General features: G+C 42.7%; 25 protein-coding genes. 18 read left to right on the top strand and 7 right to left on the bottom strand.

Translation table 11 applies throughout. The annotated features are described in order from the left end of the window. From Xvie_RS25125 to Xvie_RS25135, 3 genes are all read left to right on the top strand, one after another. On the top strand, window positions 1–84 hold an 84-nt coding region (locus Xvie_RS25125; protein WP_244175492.1), incomplete at its 5' end, for an IS1 family transposase. Between the two features lie 35 nt (window positions 85–119). Continuing rightward, on the top strand, window positions 120–512 hold the full coding sequence (locus tag Xvie_RS25130; RefSeq protein WP_086108312.1) for a hypothetical protein: 393 nt from the start codon (window positions 120–122) through the stop codon (window positions 510–512). Window positions 513–605: 93 nt separating this feature from the next. After that, a complete protein-coding gene (locus Xvie_RS25135; RefSeq protein WP_086108313.1) occupies window positions 606–1,139 on the top strand; it encodes a GNAT family N-acetyltransferase in 534 nt (177 codons plus the stop codon). A gap of 103 nt (window positions 1,140–1,242) precedes the next feature. Here Xvie_RS25135 and mnmC read toward each other — a convergent pair whose 3' ends face one another. Continuing rightward, the gene (mnmC, locus tag Xvie_RS25140; RefSeq protein ID WP_086108314.1) at window positions 1,243–3,291 is read right to left on the bottom strand and encodes a bifunctional tRNA (5-methylaminomethyl-2-thiouridine)(34)-methyltransferase MnmC2/FAD-dependent 5-carboxymethylaminomethyl-2-thiouridine(34) oxidoreductase MnmC1; all 2,049 of its coding nucleotides are present in this window, start codon (window positions 3,289–3,291) and stop codon (window positions 1,243–1,245) included. A 204-nt stretch (window positions 3,292–3,495) separates the two neighbouring features. Between mnmC and fabB the strand changes: the two genes are divergently transcribed. Next, on the top strand, window positions 3,496–4,710 hold the full coding sequence (gene fabB, locus Xvie_RS25145; RefSeq protein ID WP_086108315.1) for a beta-ketoacyl-ACP synthase I: 1,215 nt from the start codon (window positions 3,496–3,498) through the stop codon (window positions 4,708–4,710). 72 nt (window positions 4,711–4,782) lie between these two features. On the opposite strand, the gene Xvie_RS25150 is transcribed toward fabB, so the two are convergent. The 3 genes from Xvie_RS25150 to Xvie_RS25160 are packed head-to-tail and all read right to left on the bottom strand — an operon-like array spanning window position 4,783 to window position 7,721. After that, a complete protein-coding gene (locus Xvie_RS25150; protein ID WP_086108316.1) occupies window positions 4,783–6,291 on the bottom strand; it encodes a tripartite tricarboxylate transporter permease in 1,509 nt (502 codons plus the stop codon). 10 nt (window positions 6,292–6,301) lie between these two features. Further along, window positions 6,302–6,733: a tripartite tricarboxylate transporter TctB family protein gene (locus Xvie_RS25155; RefSeq protein WP_086108317.1), complete on the bottom strand. Its 432-nt coding sequence runs from the start codon at window positions 6,731–6,733 to the stop codon at window positions 6,302–6,304. 13 nt (window positions 6,734–6,746) lie between these two features. Further along, window positions 6,747–7,721, bottom strand: a complete 975-nt coding sequence (locus tag Xvie_RS25160) for a Bug family tripartite tricarboxylate transporter substrate binding protein (protein WP_422645939.1) — start codon at window positions 7,719–7,721, stop codon at window positions 6,747–6,749. Between the two features lie 282 nt (window positions 7,722–8,003). Between Xvie_RS25160 and tctD the strand changes: the two genes are divergently transcribed. Together tctD and Xvie_RS25170 are read left to right on the top strand one after the other, a co-directional pair. Further along, a complete protein-coding gene (gene tctD / locus Xvie_RS25165; RefSeq protein WP_086108319.1) occupies window positions 8,004–8,669 on the top strand; it encodes a transcriptional regulator TctD in 666 nt (221 codons plus the stop codon). Further along, on the top strand, window positions 8,669–10,102 hold the full coding sequence (locus tag Xvie_RS25170) for a sensor histidine kinase (RefSeq protein WP_086108320.1): 1,434 nt from the start codon (window positions 8,669–8,671) through the stop codon (window positions 10,100–10,102). Before tctD ends, Xvie_RS25170 begins: the two co-directional genes overlap by 1 nt. Here Xvie_RS25170 and Xvie_RS25175 read toward each other — a convergent pair. Next, window positions 10,052–10,954, bottom strand: coding sequence for a DMT family transporter (locus tag Xvie_RS25175; protein ID WP_086108321.1), 903 nt, complete (start codon window positions 10,952–10,954; stop codon window positions 10,052–10,054). The genes Xvie_RS25170 and Xvie_RS25175 overlap by 51 nt on opposite strands. Before the next feature lie 179 nt (window positions 10,955–11,133). Between Xvie_RS25175 and Xvie_RS25180 the strand changes: the two genes are divergently transcribed. The 12 genes from Xvie_RS25180 to Xvie_RS25235 all read left to right on the top strand — a co-directional run bounded on the left by Xvie_RS25180 (window position 11,134) and on the right by Xvie_RS25235 (window position 21,750). Next, window positions 11,134–11,883: an AraC family transcriptional regulator gene (locus Xvie_RS25180; protein ID WP_167376236.1), complete on the top strand. Its 750-nt coding sequence runs from the start codon at window positions 11,134–11,136 to the stop codon at window positions 11,881–11,883. 133 nt (window positions 11,884–12,016) lie between these two features. Further along, complete coding sequence (gene pdxB, locus Xvie_RS25185; RefSeq protein WP_086108323.1) at window positions 12,017–13,144, top strand: 4-phosphoerythronate dehydrogenase PdxB; 1,128 nt, start codon at window positions 12,017–12,019, stop codon at window positions 13,142–13,144. Between the two features lie 52 nt (window positions 13,145–13,196). Then, window positions 13,197–14,207, top strand: coding sequence for an aspartate-semialdehyde dehydrogenase (locus Xvie_RS25190; protein ID WP_086108324.1), 1,011 nt, complete (start codon window positions 13,197–13,199; stop codon window positions 14,205–14,207). After that, window positions 14,207–15,055 carry a tRNA pseudouridine(38-40) synthase TruA gene (gene truA, locus Xvie_RS25195; RefSeq protein WP_086108325.1) on the top strand — a complete coding sequence of 283 codons (849 nt, stop codon included), beginning with the start codon at window positions 14,207–14,209 and terminating at the stop codon, window positions 15,053–15,055. Before Xvie_RS25190 ends, truA begins: the two co-directional genes overlap by 1 nt. Window positions 15,056–15,111: 56 nt before the next feature. After that, entirely contained in the window at window positions 15,112–15,810 is a 699-nt protein-coding gene (locus tag Xvie_RS25200) for a DedA family protein (protein WP_086108326.1), read from the top strand. A gap of 116 nt (window positions 15,811–15,926) precedes the next feature. Continuing rightward, on the top strand, window positions 15,927–16,874 hold the full coding sequence (gene accD / locus Xvie_RS25205; RefSeq protein WP_086108327.1) for an acetyl-CoA carboxylase, carboxyltransferase subunit beta: 948 nt from the start codon (window positions 15,927–15,929) through the stop codon (window positions 16,872–16,874). Further along, the gene (gene folC / locus Xvie_RS25210; protein WP_086108328.1) at window positions 16,867–18,165 is read left to right on the top strand and encodes a bifunctional tetrahydrofolate synthase/dihydrofolate synthase; all 1,299 of its coding nucleotides are present in this window, start codon (window positions 16,867–16,869) and stop codon (window positions 18,163–18,165) included. The genes accD and folC overlap by 8 nt, the downstream gene beginning before the upstream one ends. Beyond that, on the top strand, window positions 18,155–18,814 hold the full coding sequence (dedD, locus tag Xvie_RS25215) for a cell division protein DedD (RefSeq protein WP_086108329.1): 660 nt from the start codon (window positions 18,155–18,157) through the stop codon (window positions 18,812–18,814). The genes folC and dedD overlap by 11 nt, the downstream gene beginning before the upstream one ends. An 80-nt stretch (window positions 18,815–18,894) precedes the next feature. Continuing rightward, entirely contained in the window at window positions 18,895–19,089 is a 195-nt protein-coding gene (locus tag Xvie_RS25220) for a hypothetical protein (RefSeq protein ID WP_086108330.1), read from the top strand. Continuing rightward, the gene (gene cvpA, locus Xvie_RS25225) at window positions 19,076–19,564 is read left to right on the top strand and encodes a colicin V production protein (RefSeq protein ID WP_086108331.1); all 489 of its coding nucleotides are present in this window, start codon (window positions 19,076–19,078) and stop codon (window positions 19,562–19,564) included. Before Xvie_RS25220 ends, cvpA begins: the two co-directional genes overlap by 14 nt. Window positions 19,565–19,596: 32 nt before the next feature. After that, complete coding sequence (purF, locus tag Xvie_RS25230; protein ID WP_086108332.1) at window positions 19,597–21,114, top strand: amidophosphoribosyltransferase; 1,518 nt, start codon at window positions 19,597–19,599, stop codon at window positions 21,112–21,114. Window positions 21,115–21,159: 45 nt separating this feature from the next. Continuing rightward, a complete protein-coding gene (locus tag Xvie_RS25235; RefSeq protein WP_086108333.1) occupies window positions 21,160–21,750 on the top strand; it encodes a UbiX family flavin prenyltransferase in 591 nt (196 codons plus the stop codon). Between the two features lie 40 nt (window positions 21,751–21,790). On the opposite strand, the gene Xvie_RS25240 is transcribed toward Xvie_RS25235, so the two are convergent. Further along, window positions 21,791–21,904 (bottom strand): hypothetical protein, encoded by a 114-nt coding sequence (locus tag Xvie_RS25240; RefSeq protein WP_086108334.1) that lies wholly within the window; start codon window positions 21,902–21,904, stop codon window positions 21,791–21,793. Window positions 21,905–22,203: 299 nt separating this feature from the next. Next, window positions 22,204–23,118, bottom strand: a complete 915-nt coding sequence (locus Xvie_RS25245; RefSeq protein ID WP_086108335.1) for a TIGR01777 family oxidoreductase — start codon at window positions 23,116–23,118, stop codon at window positions 22,204–22,206. Window positions 23,119–23,144: the final 26 nt, after the last annotated feature.

The raw sequence follows: 23,144 nt of genomic DNA, 5'->3' as shown, positions 1-23,144 counted from the left end.
CGTAAAACGTTGTCTTTTTCAAAATCCGTGGAAATGCATGACCGAGTCATTGGATATTATCTGAACATTCATCATTATCAATAAATTGGAATCATGACCGATATTCTGGGAAAAAAGAAATGAGTACAACATTGGAAAAAAGAGTTGAAAACCTGGAATCAGATGTTGCACAAGTAAAAACGGATATTGCCGTTATAAAGTCAAATTATGCGACAAAGGCCGACATTGAGGGGGTTAATTTACTGATTCATAAGGAGATAGCTTCAGTTCGAAGTGATATGTCATTATTGAGTAGTGAAATGTCATCTGTGCACGAGGATATAGCTTCAATGAAGAAAGATATAGTTTCAATAAAGAAAGATATTTTATCTATACATCAGAGAATATCATCTATACATGAAAGTATGTCTGATAAAATATTCTCCCAAACTAAATGGATGATAACAATAATGTTTGGTCTATCCGGTATAATTATTGCTGCAATGAGGTTTATGTTATTAAATTCTCATTAATGTAGAAAAATTTAACTTCTGTAGGCCTATTTTTAAAATATATTTTTTGTTATTAATGAATTGAATAAAATTGAAAGGTGCTTAAGATAAGCTATGTTTTCCATTCGTTTAACACAAAAATCAGATATAACCCAATTACCCGCAATAGAACATTCTGCTGCGAAATTATTTAGATTTATACCTGAATTGGCTTGGGTAGCCGATGGGCATGTACAAACGGAACAGCAGCATTTGGAGTATATTGAGCAAGGTAATAGTTGGGTTGCCCTTAATGTGATTTCTCAGCCTATTGGTTTTATTTTGGCTAAGCCGTTGAATGGCGGATTACATATTATGGAGCTTTCTGTGCATGAAGATTGGCAAAGAAATGGTATCGGAAAGGCATTGATTGATAAGGTAATTATGGTTGCAGAACAGAACCATCTTAACGCTGTTACATTGACAACTTTTCGTTATGTTAACTGGAATGCTCCTTTCTATCACAAATTGGGATTTGAGATCTTATATTCTCAGCAATTGACTGAGTCATTACGCCAAATATTACAACGTGAAATCGATTATGGATTTGCTGAAGGACAACGTTGTGCAATGAAACTTTTGCTTACTAGACCCACTGTATCTGAATAAGATCGTGAGCTTGAATATGGTTCCAGTTTTGAAAAGAATGAAGAGATTAGAATTGACACCAGATATGATTTTTTCCATATCTGGTGTCAAAGAATCGACTATTTTAAGGTCTTTCTGCTTTTACTGTTTTTCCGCGTAATAGTTTCCTGACCCAAAAGCGGTTTGGATGTAAAGCCGCTAATGTCTCATCATCAAGTGGCAGGGCTTCTCCAAAAATCTGACTAGCCAGTAATTCTGCACTTAAGGGGGCGGAACATAAGCCCCGCGAACCTAATGCACCAAGAACAAATAAACCAGAATAACAAGGAGATTTTTCAATAACCTTATTAGCATTTATTTGCTGAGATAAGTTTGCATATTTATCCATAAGTTCACTGAAAACAGGAACGTTCCCAACCATTGGCATATGATCCCGAATGACACACCGTATACCCTGACGGGATTTTTCTTCTGAAATATCAACTTCCTGTGTCCAGTCAACATCAGGAAAACATTTTAGTAAACGCTCACGGTTTTCTTGTTGTTCGATAGAAGAATATTGTGTATCCAACTGATTGCGCTGATAACTGGCGCCGATACAGTGATATTGAGTATGAGGATTAACGGGTGTCATATAGCCATCGTAACACAGCACGCTTTTCAATTGGCGCAGGCTATTTGTGGTTGGAATATGACTCACCTGACCCCGGACAGAGGTAACAGGAAGTTTTTTAGTTTGTTCAAATTGTGGCAGGCAGTGACCATTGGCAATAATGACAACATTGTGATTTTTGCACTGTAGGTTTTCCTTGTCTTCAATTTGTAACTGCCAGCCGCTTTCACTTTGAATGAGTTGCGTTACTTTATGATTAAAATAAATCTGCATTCCACGCTGTTCAGCAAGTTTAATTACTGCTTGGGTGAGTTGTGCTGGGTATAACCACCCTCCTTGTGGATAGTGAATACCATCATAATTCACATCTAATCCACTTACGTGGCTTAATTGGTTGCGATTCATACCAAGTGCGATTTCTTCTGGCCATGCTGTTCGTAGCATTTTGCTAATTTTACTCGCACTTTTTTCATCATAAGCCAACTGGCTGACACCACACCATTGATAATCAAACAATACATTTTCGTCAATTAATTGCTCATACTGACGGCGAGCAAAAGTAAATGCTGATGTAAAAAAACGTTCTAGTGGATCATCATTTCCATTCAATAAGGGATAAATGGCTCCTTGTTGATTGCCTGATGCATTCTGAGCTGGCTGATCATCCTGACAATATAGCGTGACTTTGGCACCGCGGCGTAATAGAGCAAGTGCGGTCAGTGCGCTGGCAACACCGCCGCCAATAATTGCAATATCATCGGTATGAAGAGCAGCTTTGCGAGAAAACCATGGTGTGTCGGTTAAGGGAGTTGGGTCATTTAATGGAGATAAGATACCAGTCAGCATCTCCCTTTTACGCCCGAATCCTTTGATTTTGGTGACATTGAAGCCTGCTTCCTGTAATCCCCGACGGACTATACCAGCAGATGTGAATGTTGCAAATGTACCTTCAGGGCGGCAAAATTTTGCCATTGCAGCGAACAACTGTTCACTCCACATCTGTGGATTTTTGGAAGGAGCAAAACCATCTAAAAACCAGGCATCAACTTTGCCTGTCAGGTTTGAACTTATCTTCGGTAATAAATCATTTACATCTCCAAACCAAAGATCCAGAGTGATAGCTCCATTAGCCAGAATCAATCTATGACAGCCAGCTAATGCCAAAGGCCATTGTTGGCATAATTGTGCAGAAAACTCTTTAAGTTCAGGCCAGCGTTGGTGTGCTGTTTTCAGGTCATCTGGTTTTAATGGATATTTTTCAAAACTGATATAATGGAGTCGTTTTAATGCAGCTTCAGGGTGTTGTTGCCTAAAATGTGAAAAAGATCGACAAAGTGTCAAAAAATTCAATCCAGTACCGAATCCTGTTTCTGCAATAACACACTCTGAACGAGAGTGTGTATTAAAGCGTTGAGGAAAATGATTACCTTTCAAAAATACATATAAAGTTTCTTCTAAACCATCTTGATTTGAAAAATAAACATCATCAAACTGCTCTGAAATGGGGGTGCCCTGCTCATTCCAGCTTAAAGTTGCGCTGTTGATAGTACGGTTTTTCACAATAATGCCTGTACTGTTGATAACAATAATATGAGGATTTTAATGGTCTTCATTTGTTTGTACCACCTATGATAGGGCTTCAGAATTGAGTCCAGATCAATTTTTTCGTGAATTTTTAACCTGATCGGACTTGTTCAGCGTACAAGTGTACGCTAAAGTGCGGATAAATAAATCCCGCAGGCAAACATATTGATGAGGTAAGCAATGAAACGTGCAGTAATCACTGGTCTGGGTATTGTTTCCAGTATTGGTAATAACCAGAAAGAGGTGCTGGAATCTCTGAAAGAGGGCCGTTCCGGGATAACTTTCTCAGAAAAATTTAAAGAAATAGGAATGCGCAGCCATGTTTGGGGAAATGTAAAGCTGGATACTACCGGTTTGATTGACCGCAAAACCCTACGTTTCATGAGTGATGCATCTATTTATGCTTATCTGGCAATGGATGAGGCGATCAAAGATTCAGGCCTGTCCGATGAACAAGTTTCTAACTTCCGCACTGGCTTAGTTGTTGGATCAGGAGGCGGTTCTCCTTATAACCAAGTCGCTGGCTCAGATGGTATGCGTGCTCGTGGATTGCGTGGCGTTGGCCCTTATATGGTCACGCGTGCAATGGCTTCTGGCGTATCAGCTTGTTTAGCAACACCATTTAAAATCAAGGGAGTCAACTACTCCATCAGTTCTGCCTGCTCAACTTCTGCACACTGTATCGGTCATGCCGTTGAATTAATTCAGCTTGGCAAGCAAGATGTCATTTTTGCTGGAGGTGGTGAAGAATTAAGCTGGGAAATGGCTTGTGAATTTGATGCAATGGGAGCACTTTCTACTAAATATAATGAAACACCAGAACAAGCCTCCCGTACTTATGATCAAGATCGCGATGGTTTTGTGATCGCTGGCGGTGGCGGTATTGTTGTTGTTGAAGAGTTAGAGCATGCATTGGCACGTGGCGCGCATATTTATGCTGAGATTGTTGGCTATGGGGCAAATTCAGATGGTGCAGATATGGTCGCTCCTTCTGGGGAAGGTGCTGTGCGTTGTATGAAGATGGCCTTAGATGGTATTGAAGGTGGAGTCGATTACATCAATACCCATGGAACTTCGACACCAATTGGTGATTTGAAAGAACTGGAAGCCATTAGAGAAGTTTTTGGCGACAATACACCTGCCATTTCTGCCACTAAAGCGATGACAGGACATTCATTGGGTGCAGCGGGTGCCCATGAAGCGATTTACAGTTTATTGATGTTGGAGCATGGAATTATTGCACCAAGCATCAATATTGAAAACTTGGATGAAAAAGCACAGGGCATGGATATTATCACTGAACCAACCGAACGCGAGCTAAGAACAGTAATGTCCAATAGCTTCGGGTTCGGTGGTACAAATGCATCCCTAGTGATGCGCAAGTATTCAAACTGATTTTTATGTACTGAAAAATTTATTAATTGTAATGAAAGCCAATCCATTGATTATGTGGATTGGCTATTTTAATTAGGGTGTCATGACATTATTGCGATGTTTCTTAATGATGCGTAAAACCGGTGGGATAACAATCACCATTACCGCCAGAACCAGCAAAATTTGAGCAATATTACTACTCCACAGGATCTCAAAATCTCCATTGCTGATTGATAATGCCCGTCTTAGGTTTTGTTCCAGCATTTCACCTAAGACAAAGCCTAAAATCAGTGGTGACATCGGAAAATTCATTTTTCGGAGTATGTAACCGAAAACGCCTAATCCAACCATCAACATAAGATCAAACGTGGTACTGTGGACGGCATATACTCCGACTGCGGAAATGATGGCGATTGAAGGAACCAGAAACCACGTTGGAATATGCAGCATACGCGTGAATAACCCAATCATCGGGATATTCATAATCAATAATAATACATTGGCGATCAATAAAGCAGCAATAAGCCCCCAGACGATATCAGGTTGTTCTGTGAACATAGTGGGACCGGGAGTGATGTTATAAAGCGTCAAAGCTCCTATCATTACTGCTGTTGTACCTGAGCCGGGTACACCGAGAGTCAGCATGGGAATGAATGAACCACAAGCTGACGCGTTATTAGCGGCTTCTGGCGCAGCTACACCTCGGATATCACCTTTGCCAAATGAATCACTGTTACCACTGATTCGTTTTTCTGTCATATATGTGATTGCGCTGGCAATTGTAGCGCCCGCACCGGGTAATATCCCTACGAAAAACCCAATGAGTGAAGAACGTAAGGTTGGCCCCACACAAGTTGCCGCTTCTTTTCTATTGAATAGTAAGCGTCCTGTTTTTTTAATTACTTTTTGACCTGCTGAAGTACTTTCCAGCATTAATAATATTTCACTGACTGAAAACAGCCCGATAACGACAACGATAAATTGAATGCCATCGGAGAGGTGTACGTTATTAAAGGTGAAACGATAAACACCTGTATTGGAATCTACACCTACAGTTGCCAAGCCTAGGCCAATTAAGGCTGCAAATAGTGATTTTACGGGATTCTGGCTCATCATGCTGCCGAGACAGGCGATAGCAAAAACCATCAATGCAAAATACTCAGCAGGCCCAAATGCCAAAGACCATTGTGCAAGAAGGGGGGCAAACAAAATAATTCCAATAATGGCCAAAAGTGAACCACAAAATGAACTGACGGCGGAGATAGAGAGGGCTACCCCTGCTCGTCCCTGTTTTGCCATTGGATAGCCGTCAAGGGCTGTCATGATAGCGGCCGCATCTCCTGGTACATTCAGTAAGATTGAAGATATTCGGCCCCCATATTCGCAACCAATGTAAACGGTTGCCAGTAATATTAAGGCAGATTCGGCAGGCAATTTTAGTGCAAAAGCCAGAGGTAGCAAGATCGCCACCCCATTTATGGGGCCAAGGCCGGGCAATAATCCAACAACAGTACCGATAAAACAACCAATTAGCGCAATGAACAAGTTTTTGGGCACTAATGCGACTTCAAAACCCTGGCTCAGATATACCCAAGTATCCATTGTTGTCTCCTTAACTAAGCCAACTGCCAATTGGCAGAGTGACATCTAACAGGCGATCAAAAACAAAAAAGAGTGAACTACCGAGGAATAGACCAGAAATAATTGCTGCAAAGAGTGTGGCGTTAAAGAGTAAAGCCACACAGATAGTCAATAATGTGGTTGCTAATGGAAAACCCAGCCACTCAAATGACCATGCATAAATGGCTAATGAGGCAATCAATAAAACTAAGCGACGTAATACTTGTAGTGCCGGCCAGTGGGCGGTATCAGGTTTTTTCAATAGCAACAGTAAAGCACAGAGTGCCATTAATGAAATAATAGCGATTGGAAATGGGCGGGGGCCCAGAGGCTCGTAACTGTATTCGCTATGGATCCCCCATCCAATGACCAGCCCTATTCCACATAGCACTAGCCATACGGTAGCAAAGATACGATCACTCATGATGCCACCCCTGTTATTTTGCTAAACCAAAGGATTTAGCCATTTCATGGTATTGAATAACTTGTTTTTTCACATAGTCATCCAGCTCTTTGCCGGTCATATTGAATTCAAATAACCCGCGCAGTTCACGTTGTTTTTTGAATTCATCAGTTTGTTGGAGTTTTTTAAAGGTATCCACCCACCATTCATATTGTTCATCAGAAACTTTTGGCCCCATATAAAAACCACGAATGACAGGCCAGACAAGGTTATAACCCTGCTCTTTTGCTGTTGGAATATTTGCTAGATCACCGCCTAAGCGTTTATCTGCATAAACAGCGAGTACGCGGATTTTATCGCCATTGAGATAAGGTAACGTTTCACTCAGATCACCGGATACGACTTGAATATGATTACCCAATAGAGCAGTAATCGGTTCACCGCCACCTTCGAACGCGACATAGCGCATTTTGCGGGGATCAATACCAACCTCTTTTGCCAGTAATGCTGTTTTCATCCAGTCTTGACTGCCGATAGAAGCACCTGCCCCAAACACAATACTACTGGGAGCTTTTTTAAAAGCATCCATCAAATCTGTCAGGGTTTTGTAAGGAGAATCATGGCGTACAGCAATCATACCGTAGTCTGTACCGACACTGGCCAGCCAGCGCACATCATTTACGTTGTAGCGCCCAAACTTTCCTTGTGCAAGATTCAATAAAGATCCCCCGGAAAAGGCAACGATAGTACCGGATTCAGCAGGTCGTTGGGCAATAATGGCATTATAGGCAACCGCACCAACACCTCCGGGCATGAATGTCACCCGCATGGGAGACTCTATGGTTTTGGTTTCCAATAGTGAAATTTGGACGAGTTTGCAGGTTAAATCGAAACCACCACCGGGTTTGGCTGGTGCAATACATTCAGTTCTGTTAGGAGCAGAAGTTGCAAAAGCGCAGGCACAAATAAGCAGGTTTGCAGCGGTTAATAATGTTTTGAAAGTTTTCATTTTGATTCCTCACATAGCACCAGTAAAGGATATGAATGACAAGTTTCCGGCGCATATTTACTTATAAAATTGAAACCTTTCAATTACCTTTCATTAACAAAAAGAATTGTCTGGATGTGACTTTAGTCGCTTAATTTGCGTAGAGTTTCGCATAGTTGTGTTAATAAATTGTTTGCAATCATGTTTTTTGTTAACTCGTGTACAATTGTTAAATCTTAATATTGCAATTGAGTAATATCTCCGCTTTATTCCTCTGGTTGATTTTAACAATAGGCATTATTCATGCGTCTTTTATTGGTTGAGGATCATCCGGAGTTATCACATTGGTTACAGAAGGCCTTGAATAATTCTGGATTTGTGGTTGATTTGGCTGAAGATGGCATTGTGGCAGATCAGTTTTTACAGACTGAAAATTATGCTTTATTGATTTTGGACGTTGCTTTACCCAGATTGGATGGGTTATCTCTGCTATCACGCTTACGTAAGCGTGGTCAAAACTTACCTGTATTGTTATTGACCGCCAAAACAGATGTTACGGATCGTGTGAAGGGGTTGAATTCCGGTGCTGATGATTATCTGACCAAACCCTTTGATTTTCAGGAGTTGGAAGCCCGTATTCGCGCGTTATTGCGTCGTGGTACAGCTATACAGCAAGAAACACAAAAATTCGGTTCATTAGCTTATGAAGACAAAGGGTATTTCATATTGAATAATGCCCCATTGGTACTGACACCCAGAGAATTATCTGTTTTAACAGCATTATTTCATCGTCGAGGGCGTCAGGTCTCTAAACAACAATTGTTTGAGCAGGTGTTTTCTCTATCGGATGAAGCGAATCCACAAAGTATAGAGCTTTATGTCCACCGGTTACGGAAAAAGTTACTTAATAGTAATGTAGGGATCAGAACATTGCGTGGGTTGGGATATCAGTTGGAGCTGCTGGAATAATGAATTGTCTGAAAATACCACGGTCGTTATTTCACCAATTGTTGCTGTTCTTTGGAGTACCGTTACTATTACTGGGCTGCGCTTCTGTTTATAGCCAGTATGTCAGTGTAAGTAATGCAGCAATGTTGGCTTATGATAGAACACTGCTTGCATCAGCAAGAACAGTCGCTGAACGTTTGACTATCCGGAATCAGAATTTGATCGTCGATGTGCCTTATGTTGTCCTGGACAGTTTTGAACGCAATACGAATGATCGCCTGTACTATCAAGTTATATCTCCCGAAGGAAAAACGATTTCTGGTTATAGTGACCTTCCTCGAATACCGCAGCATATCCAGCGTTCACCCTTGTATACGGCACTGGCATATTTTTATGATGCGGAATATCAGGGGCAACCTATACGTGTGGTGGGCTTATATCAGCCCATCAATGAAAGCGGTACAATGGGGATGGCATTGATATTGGTGGCAGAAACGGTAATTTCCCGCCAATATATGGTTCATCAATTACTGTTCTCTTCGCTGGTTAATCAAGGGGTTGTCATATTACTGGCATTGTTCCTTGCTTATATCCTGCTCAAGCTACTGCTTAAACCACTGCGAAAACTCTCAGGCCTGATTATCCGTCGTTCTGCTAATGATTTGACACCATTGCCAAATGTTTTACCGTGGTCTGAACTGTCTCCATTGCTTCAGTCATTTAACCAATATATCGAGAGACTGAAATTAATGGTCGGACGCCAAGAGCGATTCAGTGCGGATGCTTCCCATCAATTAAGGACACCTTTAACGGTATTGAAAACACAGGTTGCTGTAGCGCGTGGTGATCAAAATCAAGACCAAAGGGATAACATACTGACGGCAATTGATAAGAGTTTGGATAACATGATCTTGCTGACTAATCGCTTATTACAACTTTCACAGCTTAAAGTGCATGAAAAAGAAGCAATACAAAATTATCAGCCAGTTAATATCGTGGAATTGTTGCAACAAACCTGTTTTTCCCGCTTACAACAAGCAGAAAGTAAAAATATTGACTTAGGCTATGAAGGGGAAGATGCCTTGTGGATCAAAGGTGATCCTCTATTGCTAACTGAAATGTGCGCCAATTTGCTGGATAATGCCATCAAATATACCCCACAAATGGGAATGGTGACGGGAAGGGTTAGCATCATGCCGGATAAAAAATACGGCTGCCTTGAGATCGATGATTCAGGGCCGGGTATCTCCCAAAAGGATATTCATCAATCGTTCATGGCGTTTAATCGCCTGGACAATTCAGCCGGGCTGGAGGGCGCAGGATTAGGGCTGACCATAGTTAAAGAAATCAGCCTCTATCACGGTGCTACTCTCCAGCTTTTACCCAGTGAAGTATTGGGCGGTTTACTGGTGCGAATTTTGTTCAGGCTTTCTGCGAGTGAGCGGGATGCGTAATTGTTGTGCGAGTATCACTCCCGCCAGAACAATGATCCCCCCGATTAAGTGATAACTGTGCATCTCTTCATGGAGAACCAGAATAGCAATGATGGCAGTAAATACAGGAGCCAGATTCATAAAAATAGAAGTCATGTTTGCACCAATGCGAACGAGACCCTGTACCCATAAATAGGGGGCAATAATTGATGCAGGAATACCAGCAAACAGAACAAGGGAAATATTATCGGTCGTTAACTGAATATTGTCGGCCATCATAAAATTGGGCAAAAGCAATAAAACGCCAAACCCAATTTGTACATAGAGTGATTGCCAATTAGGTAATGGAATTGCCCAGCGTTTGGTTAAAACTCCATACAGGGCGTAAGAAGCTGCTGCGATAAACATCATTATTTCTCCGATGCTCATACCATGTTGCAATAGGAAAGAGGGTTCTCCTTTGCTGACCAGCCATACAAGGCCGAATAAAGACAGAACAGTGCCAAGGGTAATACCAACAGTGGGGGCAACCCGCAAAACAAAGATGCTGATAATGACGGTTAATAATGGTATCAATGAAGTGAAAATTCCAATGATTGTTGCATTGACAGTACAGGCTGCGTAGTACGCCAAACTTTGGTTAAGCACCATGCCCAGTGATCCCAGAATCAATAATTTCCACCAATATTGAGCAACAATTTTCCGCTGCTTCAGAACCGGCAATAAGATAAAAGGCGTTAAAACCAGAAAGGCAATGAACCATCGATAGAAAGCAATTGCAGCAGGTGCAATAAGGGTGGCTGCCGCTTTACTGACAACGGCATTGATTGACCAGATCAGTACAGCGACGAGGGGAAACAATAGATTCTTCATTGAGCTAGACTATTTGTGTAAGAGTATCGTCCATTTATTTTAGCAATGACCGATTTATTATATATATTGATAATCAGACAACAGATATGGCAATTAAGACAAGATTTATATCCTTTACTATTTTATGGATAAAAGATTACGGGAGTAAAAATGATAGGGTAGATGGAGGTAACCAAGCTATGTTTCAGCCAGTGATGCCGGATACACTCTCTTTTCGTGATGAAACATTGAATGCTGATACTGAATGTCGGTTACATACACATTCTTTTGGTCAACTAATTTATGTCGTTTGTGGCGTCATGGAAACACAGGTGGAAAAGCAACGTTTCCTTGCCCCTCCGGAATTTTGTATCTGGATACCGGGAAATATTGCTCATTCGAGTTATAACCGGAAGGCGTTAAGATTTTGGATAATTGATATTTCTTCTCAATGGGCTGATATCTTACCGCAAGAGCCTTGTATTATTCGATTGAGCGGTATTTTCAATGCCATTATGGTGGACTTTTTTGAACGAAAAATCCGGCAGCCGGAAACAGAAAAAGATCGACGTTTAGCACAAGTATTGGTTGATCAGTTGGAGTTGTCACCAAGGCAATGTACCTATTTACCTTCCTCAAAAGATAAGTTGCTCGCTCCTATATTACAGGTACTAGAATGCAATCCAGCGGATAATACCCCTTTAGCTGAATGGGCAAAAAAACGTTATACCTCAGAGAGAACTTTATCACGGCGTTGTAAACAAGAGTTGGGGATGTCATTTAGTGAATGGCGGCAGCGGCTGCGTTTTCTGCATGCCATATCCTTATTGGAACAGGGTAAAAGTATTAATGAAATCGCATTTGATGTGGGCTATGGCTCATCATCGGCTTTTATTGCTATGTTTCAGCAGATTGCAGGTACAACTCCCGAACGTTTCAGAAAAGGCTGACCTGATAAAAACTATATAGCCGTTAACGATGGGTTAAAAAAGCGATGATTTGAAAGATGAAGGTATATAGGTTTTATGTGGATAAAGTGGCAGAATAGCGGATCACGCCCATTTAAGCTATTGGATGAGAAAAGTGAAAATTCTGGTTGATGAAAATATGCCTTATGCTGAACAACTCTTTCAGCAATTGGGTGAAGTGCAGGTAATTCCAGGGCGGCCAGTGCCTGAGGGAGTTCTGGAAAATGCCGATGCCTTTATGGTTCGATCTGTCACTAAAGTCAATGAATCCTTATTACAAGGCAGTTCGGTGAAATTTGTGGGAACTGCCACTGCGGGAATGGATCATGTTGATCAGCAATGGTTGTCTCAGGCTGGGATTGGTTTTTCCGCAGCCCCGGGGTGTAACGCAATTGCTGTGGTTGAGTATGTATTTTCAGCGTTGATGTTATTGGCTGAGCAAGATCAATTTCAACTCAAAGATAAAACTGTCGGTATTGTTGGTGTTGGCAATGTCGGAGGACGCTTGGCTGATCGACTGGCAGCTTTGGGTGTGAAGACTCTATTGTGCGATCCGCCCCGTGCAGATCGTGGCGATGAAGGGGATTTTTGGCCTTTAGAAAAATTGGTGAAAGAAGCGGATATTCTGACTTTTCATACACCTCTTAATCAATCTGGGCCATATCAGACTTATCATTTGGCTGATGCAGAATTATTTTCTGCATTACCGGACAACCGAATTTTAATTAATGCCAGCCGAGGTGAGGTGGTTGATAATCAAGCATTACTTTCCGTACTGCAAAATGGGAAAAAATTACGTGTAGTGCTTGATGTTTGGGAACCTGAGCCTAACCTTTCTTTACCTTTGTTGGCTTTAGTTGATATTGGTACTCCTCATATTGCCGGTTATACCCTGGAAGGCAAAGCACGTGGTACAACTCAGGTTTTTGAGGCTTATTGTGAGTTCTTGGGAGAACCTCGCAAGACTGAGCTGGCTGATCTGTTGCCAACACCTGATTTCAGTCAAGTTACGGTGCAGGGAGAAGTGACACAAAGCGTCCTCAAGCGTTTGATGCATTTAGTGTATGATGTGCGCCGTGATGATGCACCCTTACGTCAGGTTGCGGATCAGGAGGGCGCTTTTGATCAATTACGCAAGCACTATCCAGAACGGCGGGAATGGTCTTCCCTGATAGTGCATTGTAATTCAGCAGAGAGCGCTCAATTACTGTCCAGAATTGGATTTAATGCAAAAGTAATTTAATACAGGCAGGACCCTGCCTGTCAGCAAAATAAGAGAAGTGGAGAAAACCAACATGTCAGAAGGTTGGAATATTGCGCTTTTGGGTGCAACAGGCGCAGTAGGTGAAGCGATATTGGCGTTATTACAGGAGCGTCAATTTCCGGTTGGTGAACTGCATCTTCTTGCCAGTGAACAAAGTGTCGGAAAGATTCAGCGTTTTAACGGAAAAAATTTTACTGTTTGTGATGTGGCAGAATTTGACTGGTCACAGGTACAACTCGCTTTTTTTGCCGCGACGATGGAAATAACAGCACAGCATATTGAAAAAGCAACAGAATCTGGTTGCTTGGTGATCGACAGTAGTGGCTTGTTTGCGACAGAGCCGGATGTGCCTTTGGTTGTTCCTGGCGTTAACTCACACGCATTGGCTGAATATCGTAACCGTAATATCATTGCGGTGGCAGATAGTTCAACAAGTCAGGTTCTGACCGCCATCAAGCCATTGATCGATGCGGCTGGAATTGCCCGTTTACAGTTGACCAATATATTGCCGGTTTCCGTCCATGGCAAAGCAGCTATTGATGAACTGGCAGGGCAGAGTGCTCGCTTATTAAATGGCATTCCACCGGATGAAGGGCGTTTCATTAAACAATTGGCTTTTAACTTGTTGCCTTTATTACCTGATGCAGAAGGTACAGTGCGTGAAGAACGCCGTATTGTCGATCAGGTTCGCCGGATATTGCAGGATGAAGGGTTGCCTGTTTCTGTAAGCTGTGTCCAGTCTTCTGTTTTCTATGGAATAGCACAGATGGTAAGTGTGGAAACACTGCGCCCGGTTGGTATAGAAGAAGCTCGTGGTGAATTTGAACGCTTTGAAGAAATTAAAGTCTCAGAAGAAGGTGATTATCCGACTCAGGTAACAGATGCTTCAGGCAATGATGGTTTGAGCATAGGTTGCCTGCGCAATGATTACGGTATGCCCGAAATGCTGCAATTTTGGTCAGTTGCCGATAATATCCGTTTTGGTGGCGCATTAATGGCGGTTGAAATTGCAGAAAAACTGGTGCAGGAGCAATTTTACTGATGTCTGATACAGAGCTGAGTCAGTCTGTGCCAGAGGCAAAGAAAGTGAAAATTGCACTGGGGATTGAATATGACGGCAGTCGATATTATGGTTGGCAACGCCAGCAAGAAGTGAAAAGTGTACAGGAATGTTTGGAAAAAGCCCTGTCGAAAGTAGCTAATGAGCCAGTTGCAGTTTTCTGTGCGGGCAGAACAGATGCAGGGGTACACGCAACCGGGCAGGTCGTCCATTTTGAAACCTCAGCGCAACGCAAAGATGCTGCATGGACAATGGGGGTGAATACGCATTTACCACCAGCTATTGCAGTACGTTGGGTCAAAACGGTGGATGATGAATTTCATGCTCGTTTCAGCGCAACAGCTCGCCGTTATCGCTATGTGATTTTCAACCATCGCTATCGTCCGGCGGTATTGGCGAGGGGTGTTACACATTTTCATTATCCATTGGATGAGAAAAAAATGCATGAAGCTGCACAGAGCCTGTTAGGAGAAAATGATTTTACTTCTTTCAGGGCGGTGCAGTGCCAGTCCAATTCACCGTGGCGTAATATAATGCATATTAACGTTAGTCGGCACGGGCATTATATTGTTGTGGACATTAAGGCAAATGCTTTCGTTCATCACATGGTACGCAATATTGTCGGCAGCTTGCTGGAGATTGGCTGTGGTAATCAGGACATTGGCTGGATGGCTGAATTATTGGCACTGAAAGATCGAACAAAAGCGGCAGCAACAGCTAAGGCTGAGGGCTTATATTTAGTTGCCGTGGATTATCCTGCGTGTTTTGGTTTACCTGAACCCATTATGGGGCCGCTATTTCTGGAAAATGATTTAGCTTCTGGCGAATGATTTAATCTGACATTTTCGGATAATGACAAGGATGTTTGGTCATAACGAGGAATATTATGGAGTTTTTGACTCATTTTGTTGATTTTGCGAAATTCATTGTCGATTTTATTTTACACATTGATGCTCACTTGAAGGAATTGGTTAGGGATTATGGTAGTTGGGTATATGGCATTTTATTCCTGATCGTATTTTGTGAAACAGGTTTGGTAGTTACGCCATTTTTGCCGGGAGATTCCTTGCTATTCGTGGCTGGTGCACTATCCGCATTAGATTCCAACGATCTTAATGTACACATCATGGTAGCCTTGATGATTACAGCCGCGATTATTGGCGATGCTGTAAACTATACCATCGGTAGAATTTTTGGTGAGAAACTGTTCACTAATCCAAATTCAAAAATTTTTCGCCTGAGTTATTTAGAGAAGACTCATGAGTTTTATGAAAAACATGGCGGGAAAGCAATAATTTTGGCTCGGTTTGTGCCAATTATTAGAACGTTTGCACCGTTTGTTGCAGGGATGGGGAAAATGTCTTACCGCCACTTTGCTGCTTATAATGTAATCGGTGCATTTATCTGGGTGCTATTATTCACTTATGCGGGTTATTTATTCGGTGATATGCCAGTTATACAGGAAAATCTGAAATTATTGATTGTTGCAATAATCTTTATTTCTATTCTGCCCGGTGTAATAGAAGTTTGGCGTCATCGCCGTGCTGCATCAAAAAAAGCGGCAGGTAGTACAGTAGATAGATAGTAGATAACCGTAAACAGGTTTGAGCAGTTTTTTATCCACACTGCAATAGCATTGTGGTTTAATGGCACGTAAAACAAAAGCTGGCAGCAGCCAGATTCAGACGGAAAGGTTCATTAATGAGCTGGATTGAAAAGATTCTAAATAAAAGCAAAATTATGCAAACTCGTAAGGCAAACATACCTGAAGGAGTTTGGACAAAATGCGATAGTTGTGGTCAGGTACTTTATCGTGCTGAATTAGAGCGTAATCTTGAAGTGTGTCCCAAATGTGACCATCACATGCGCATTTCAGCCCGTAATAGATTGAATTCATTTTTGGATGAAGGCACTGGCACAGAATTAGGCAGTGAGCTGGAACCTAAAGATATCCTGAAATTCCGCGATATCAAAAAATACAAAGATCGCTTAGCTGCTGCTCAGAAGCAGACGCAAGAAAAAGATGCGCTGATCGTGATGAAAGGTCAGCTGCATAATATGCCTGTTGTGGCAGGTGCCTTTGAATTTAATTTTATGGGCGGTTCAATGGGTTCTGTTGTTGGTGCCCGTTTTGTCCGTGCTGTCGAACAAGCACTGGAAGATAGCTGCCCATTCGTCTGTTTTGCTTCCAGTGGTGGGGCTCGTATGCAAGAAGCCCTGATGTCACTGATGCAGATGGCAAAAACCAGCGCTGCGCTGGCGAGAATGCAAGATCGTGGTTTACCTTATATTTGCGTTCTGACCAATCCAACAATGGGTGGGGTGACAGCAAGTATGGGAATGCTTGGTGATATCAATATCGCTGAGCCTAAGGCATTGATTGGTTTTGCGGGTCCTCGCGTAATCGAGCAGACCGTGCGTGAAAAATTGCCGGAAGGTTTCCAACGCAGTGAGTTCTTATTGCAGAAAGGCGCGATTGACATGATTGTACCTCGTACGGAAATGCGTGATAAAGTTGCCAGTCTGCTTGCAATGTTGACTCACAAACCGCAGCCGGGCACAAAAGCAGAGTCAGTAGAAGAAGACGTTGTTGAATCTACTGAGGTCGAAGCTGATATAAACATCAATCCTAATAAAGAAGATGTCTGATATTTTGCAAATTCCTCAAGCCACGTCGCCGCTGATGGTGTGGCTTTCCTACTTAGGAAACCTGCATGCCAAAGCCATTGATATGGGGCTTGAGCGTGTAGGTAAACTTGGTCGCCAATTAGGCTTATTGAACCCAGCACCCAAAATCATCACGGTGTCAGGCACCAATGGCAAGGGAACTACTTGCCATACCCTTGAATCTGTTTTTCTGGCAGCAGGGCTTAAGGTCGGTGTATATAGCTCCCCACACTTGGTTCGCTACACTGAGAGAGTACGTATTCAGGGTAAAGAACCAACGGAACAAGATTTCTGTCGTGTATTTGCAGAGATTGAGGCCCAGCGTGGCGACATCTCATTAACTTATTTTGAATACGGAACATTGGCAGCATTACAGCTGTTTAAAGAAGCTGATCTTGATGTTGTGATTTTGGAAGTTGGGTTGGGTGGTCGTCTGGATGCCACCAATATCGTTGATGCTGATATTGCAGCAATCACCAGCATTGCATTGGATCATACCGATTGGCTGGGTGCTGATCGCGAACACATTGGTCGTGAAAAAGCCGGCATCTTTCGTCGCGGGCATTTTGCTGTTGTAGGTGAGCATGATATGCCTCAGTCAATTGCTGATGTTGCGGATGAATTGGGGGCGAAGCTCTTTCGTCGCGATGTTGATTGGCACTTCTCACAAAATAAAAATAGCTGGAATTGGCTAAGCGATAACCGGCATTTCAATGAGTTGCCTTTACCCAATCTTCCGTTGGCGAATGCTGCAACTGCGATGGGAGTGATCCACTGTTTGTTGCAGCAGGATGACAAAGTCAGCCGAGCCATTAATGAACAGGCAATCCATGCAGGACTGAGAAATGCCCAATTGCCGGGGCGTTTCCAAATTGTCAGGGAAAACCCGCTGATCATTTTGGATGTTGCCCATAATCCACATGCAGCAGGCTATCTGGTACAAAAATTGGCAGAACTGCCTCGTTCAGCAGACAGTAAAATTCGTGGTGTAGTTGGCATGTTGGGAGATAAAGACATTGCGGGTACGCTTGCTTGTCTTTCTCAACAGATTGATGAATGGTACTGTGCATCATTACATGAACAGAGGGGAGCAGAAGCTGGAGTCTTGTCTGGGCATCTTATGCTCGCCCGCACATTCTCCAACGTGGAGGCAGCGTGGCAGCAGGCCATAGAAGATGCATCGGTGCAAGATATCATAGTGGTTTGTGGCTCTTTCCACACTGTCGCGCATGTTATGGAGACATTGGAGGGGGGCAAGGAAGATGGCCAGTAAATTTCAAAATCGCTTGGTTGGAACCATCGTTCTTGTTGCATTGAGTGTGATTGTCCTGCCTATAGTTTTTGATAGCGACAAGAAATATAACGACGGTAAATTTGCTTCGATTCCTTTGGTGCCAAAATCGGGTAATGAAGAGAATATTGACTCGATCCCACCATTGACACAAAACATGCCGCCCACACCGTCTAAAGGTGCTGCGGAAACAATGCAACTACAGGATCAAGCGTCAGACACAGGCATGCCGTCTACGGTGAAATCCGAAATATCTCCTCCACGAGAGGTACTTCCTCCACGAGAAATACCGCCTCAGCGGAAAGAGGAAATTAAACCACCGGTCAAACCTGAACCTCGTATTGAAAATAAACCAGAAACTAAATTGAAGTCAGTAGAGCAAGCTCCTCAGGCAACAGCATATGTTGTTCAACTTGGCGCATTAAAAAATGCGGGTAAAGTTGATGAGATATTGGCGAAATTGCGCCTTTCGGGGCATCAGGTATATACAGTCCCTTCTTCTCCGGTACAGGGGCAGTTAACACGAATCTATGTTGGGCCGAATGCGTCAAGGCAGAAGCTGGAATCCATTTTATCCGAATTAAGGGAAATCACGGGGTTACAAGGACAGATCAAAAACTATAAGCCATAACCAATTGGCGCTTCGTGGGGAGCTGAAAGCTTCCCATGATCACACCACAAGCTCTACCATGGAGTTTATAAGGGTTAAGTATGACAGGTGATTTTCCATTGTGGAAACAGCAGTTAAAGATTGACCCATCACAGCGAATGCAGTTTGTTTACTTACCGAAAATAATTTTCAGTGGAGTGATAAATCTACTACGCAAACGTTTTCGTTTTCTGTTAGAATGCGCCCGACCTGAATGTTGGGAGCCTGTTTTTGGATTAAAATATGGTCTGGATTGATTATACGATTATTGCCATCATTGGTTTCTCGGCACTGGTTAGCTTGATCCGTGGTTTTGTTCGCGAAGCGCTCTCCCTGATAACGTGGGGCTGTGCTTTCTTTGTCGCAAGCCACTTCTATACTTACTTGGCGGCGTATTTTACCCGTCTTGAAGATGAACTGGTGCGTAATGGAATAGCGATTGCTATCTTATTCATTGCAACACTGATTGTTGGCGCGGTAGTAAACTATGTAATTGGTTCACTTGTTCAGCGAACTGGCCTGTCAGGTACTGATCGGGTTCTGGGGATCTGTTTTGGGGCCTTGCGCGGCGTCTTGATTGTGTCTGCTATTTTGTTTATTGCAGATTCTTTCACGCCACTTCCCAAAAGTCAGGATTGGCAACAATCACAATTGATCCCACAATTCAGTCAAATCATCAGGTGGTTTTTTGACTACCTACAAAGTGCGTCGAGTTTCCTGCCGGAGAGATAATGCTCTCCGCTTAGCTGATGAGGAAAGGCTACATGTGCGGTATTGTCGGTATCGTCGGTTTTACACCGGTTAACCAGTCGATTTATGATGCATTAACGGTGCTTCAGCACCGTGGACAAGATGCAGCAGGCATTGCAACTATTGATGGTAACAATGGGTTTCGTTTACGTAAGGCTAATGGGTTGGTCAAAGATGTGTTTGAAACGCGGCACATGTTACGTTTACAGGGAACCATCGGAATTGGACATGTTCGTTACCCTACGGCGGGCAGTTCCAGTGCATCTGAAGCGCAACCTTTTTATGTGAATTCTCCTTTTGGTATCACGTTGGCGCATAACGGCAATCTTACAAACGCACATGAATTAAAAAAAATGCTGTTTGAAAATGCCCGCCGTCATGTCAATACCACTTCAGATTCTGAAATCCTACTGAATGTTTTTGCTAATGAGTTAACCCAGTTTCCATATTTTCCATTAGAGCCTGATGATATTTTTTCAGCAGTCGCAAAAATGCACAAAAAAATTTGTGGTGCTTATGCTTGTGTTGCCATGATCATTGGGCATGGATTAGTCGCTTTTCGTGACCCGCATGGTATTCGTCCTCTGGTGCTGGGCAAAAAAACCTTGGAAGATGGTCGTAATGAATACATGGTGGCATCAGAAAGTGTGGCACTGGACACATTGGGTTATGAGTTCCTGCGTGATGTGGCTTCTGGTGAGGCGATTTATATCACTGAAAACGGGCAATTGTTTACTCGCCAATGTGCAGAAAATCCATCATTAACCCCTTGTCTGTTCGAATTTGTTTATTTCGCTCGTCCGGATTCCTTTATTGACAAAATTTCGGTATATAACGCACGATTACGGATGGGAAGGAAACTGGGTGAAAAAATTGCCCGTGAATGGGAAGACTTGCATATTGATGTTGTTATTCCCGTACCGGAAACGTCTTGTGACATCGCCCTGGAAATCGCCCACATTCTGGATAAACCCTATCGCCAGGGCTTTGTCAAAAATCGTTATGTCGGGCGTACTTTTATTATGCCGGGTCAACAGGAACGACGTAAATCGGTTCGTCGCAAACTGAATGCCAATCGTGCTGAATTCCGGGGTAAAAATGTTTTGCTGGTGGATGATTCCATTGTGCGTGGAACCACGTCTGAACAAATTGTTGAATTAGCGCGTGAAGCTGGAGCCAAGAAAGTCTATTTTGCTTCGGCAGCACCGGAAGTTCGTTTCCCGAATGTTTATGGCATTGATATGCCGAATGCCAATGAATTGATTGCCCACGGGCGGGAAGTGGATGAAATTCGCCAGATCATTGGTGCTGATGCTCTGATATATCAAAACCTCCAAGATCTTGTTCAGGCTGTACGGGAAGAAAACCCTGATATTGAAAAATTTGAATGCTCCGTATTCGATGGTATTTATGTCACGAAAGACATTGACCAGATTTACCTCGACTATCTGGAAAACTTGCGTAAAGACGATGCCATGAAAGTACGTGGACAGGGCGAAATAGAGAATCTGGAAATATATAATGAAGGATAATATTCTTATTATCATTTAGTTATAGTCAGAATCTCAGAGGAAAACATGAAGAAATTGATTGTCGGGCTGACCGGGGCAAGTGGTGCGATTTATGGTGTCAGGTTACTGCAAGTTTTGCAGCCAGTAAAAGGCATTGAAACGCATTTAGTGATCAGCCAATCAGCTCGGCAGACACTGGCATTGGAGACAGACTATTCCCTGCGAGATGTACAGGCGTTGGCTGATGTTGTGCATGATAATCGTGATATTGCTGCATCCATTTCCTCTGGTTCCTTTAAAACATTGGGGATGGTGATTTTACCTTGTTCAATAAAAACCCTATCAGGGATTGTGCATAGTTACACTGACGGTTTAATCACCCGTGCCGCAGATGTTGTTCTGAAAGAAAATCGCAAGTTAGTGCTGGGGGTGAGAGAAACCCCCTTACACTTGGGGCACCTGAGATTAATGACGCAGGCCGCAGAAATCGGGGCGGTGATAATGCCGCCTGTTCCCGCCTTTTATCATCGCCCTGAACATATTCAGGATATCATTGACCAAACGGTTAATCGTGTGTTGGATCAGTTCAATATTGATTTGCCAGAAGATCTGTTCAGCCGCTGGCAGGGTGCTAGACCCATTGGGTATAGCACTTAACCTCAGTAATCTTAGTTACAATCTTAGATAGGAATAACGTTTAATCTATTAGAATGATTTCTATTCGATTAATCCCTCTTCCTTTGTTTTTCCTTGAAATTTTGATCTTTCCGATTTCTTTAGTATTGGAAACATGAGTGCCGCAACATAACATTTTTATGTTACGGCATTGCCAATACCTTAGCTCATCTTCTGTCGTGAAGGTAATTTCATTTTCCAAGAAAATGAAATTATTGACTTGCTCTTCAACACGAACTTTATAATTATTTTCAGGGTCACTCTATCCCTTATTGATCTTCCAAGATTATAAGATTCCAGTTTAATTTTAATATCCCGGCATTGTTTTTATCTGAATGCGTTTTTATCTAAATAAACTGTTCTCTTAATAATAAGAAGAAATGCTGCTGTAAACAGAACACAGCAGCACCTCATCAAATCGGCAGATATATCAAATTAGCAAGGATTGTTTTTTGCTTTTATCACATCTTGCAAGGCTTCTTCTAATTGAAAATAACGGAAGCCAAATCCGGCTTTTTCCAGTTTCTCTGGAATGGCTTGTTGGCCACCTAAAACTAATTCTGCGGCTTCCCCCATCATTGCTTTCAATACAAATTCAGGAATGCGCATAAAGGCAGGGCGATGTAAAACACTTGCGAGTGTGGAACTGAAATGCTCATTATGAACAGGATAAGGGGATGTCATATTAAAAGGACCATATAACTCAGGTGATGCCAGTAGGTAATAGATACCATTAACCATGTCATCAATGTGTATCCAGGGCATGTATTGCTTGCCACTACCGATTGCCCCACCTAAACCTAACCGAAACAGCGGCAGCATTTTTTGCAGTGCCCCACCTTCCGGAGCCAGCACGATACCTGTACGTAACAAGCATACACGGGTTTTGTCGCTTTTGGCTTGTAAAGCAAGTTGCTCCCAACGTTCACAAAGCTGATGGGCAAATTCATTGTGAGGAGGATCATTTTCGGTAACCACCGATTGTCCCTGATCACCGTAATAGCCGGCGGCTGAACCAGAAATAAATACAGATGGTGGAGATTCACTGGTTTTGATTAGTTTGCTCAGCTGTTCTGTGAGTAGCCAGCGGCTTTGGCAAAGTATTTCTTTTTGCTTCGGTGTCCATCGTTTATTGACAATAGGTTCGCCGGCAAGATTGATCACGGCATCAAAACCGTTTAGATCGCGCAGCTCATTTAGCGTTGTCCAACATTCAACGCGATCAGAAAACAGAGAATAGACCTTTTGTGGTGAGCGACTCAAAATGGTGATGGAGTGGGGGAGCGAAAGTAATTGGCGGGTCAAGCGACAACCAATCAACCCTGTTCCTCCCGTAATTAAAATACGCATAGCCACCCCCTGAGATAATAATAGAC

The sequence above is a fragment of the Xenorhabdus vietnamensis genome (assembly GCF_002127535.1).
Taxonomy (GTDB): domain Bacteria; phylum Pseudomonadota; class Gammaproteobacteria; order Enterobacterales; family Enterobacteriaceae; genus Xenorhabdus; species Xenorhabdus vietnamensis.
The sequence above is the reverse complement of the archived record's forward strand: the minus strand, read 5'-3'. Positions and strand labels throughout refer to the sequence as shown.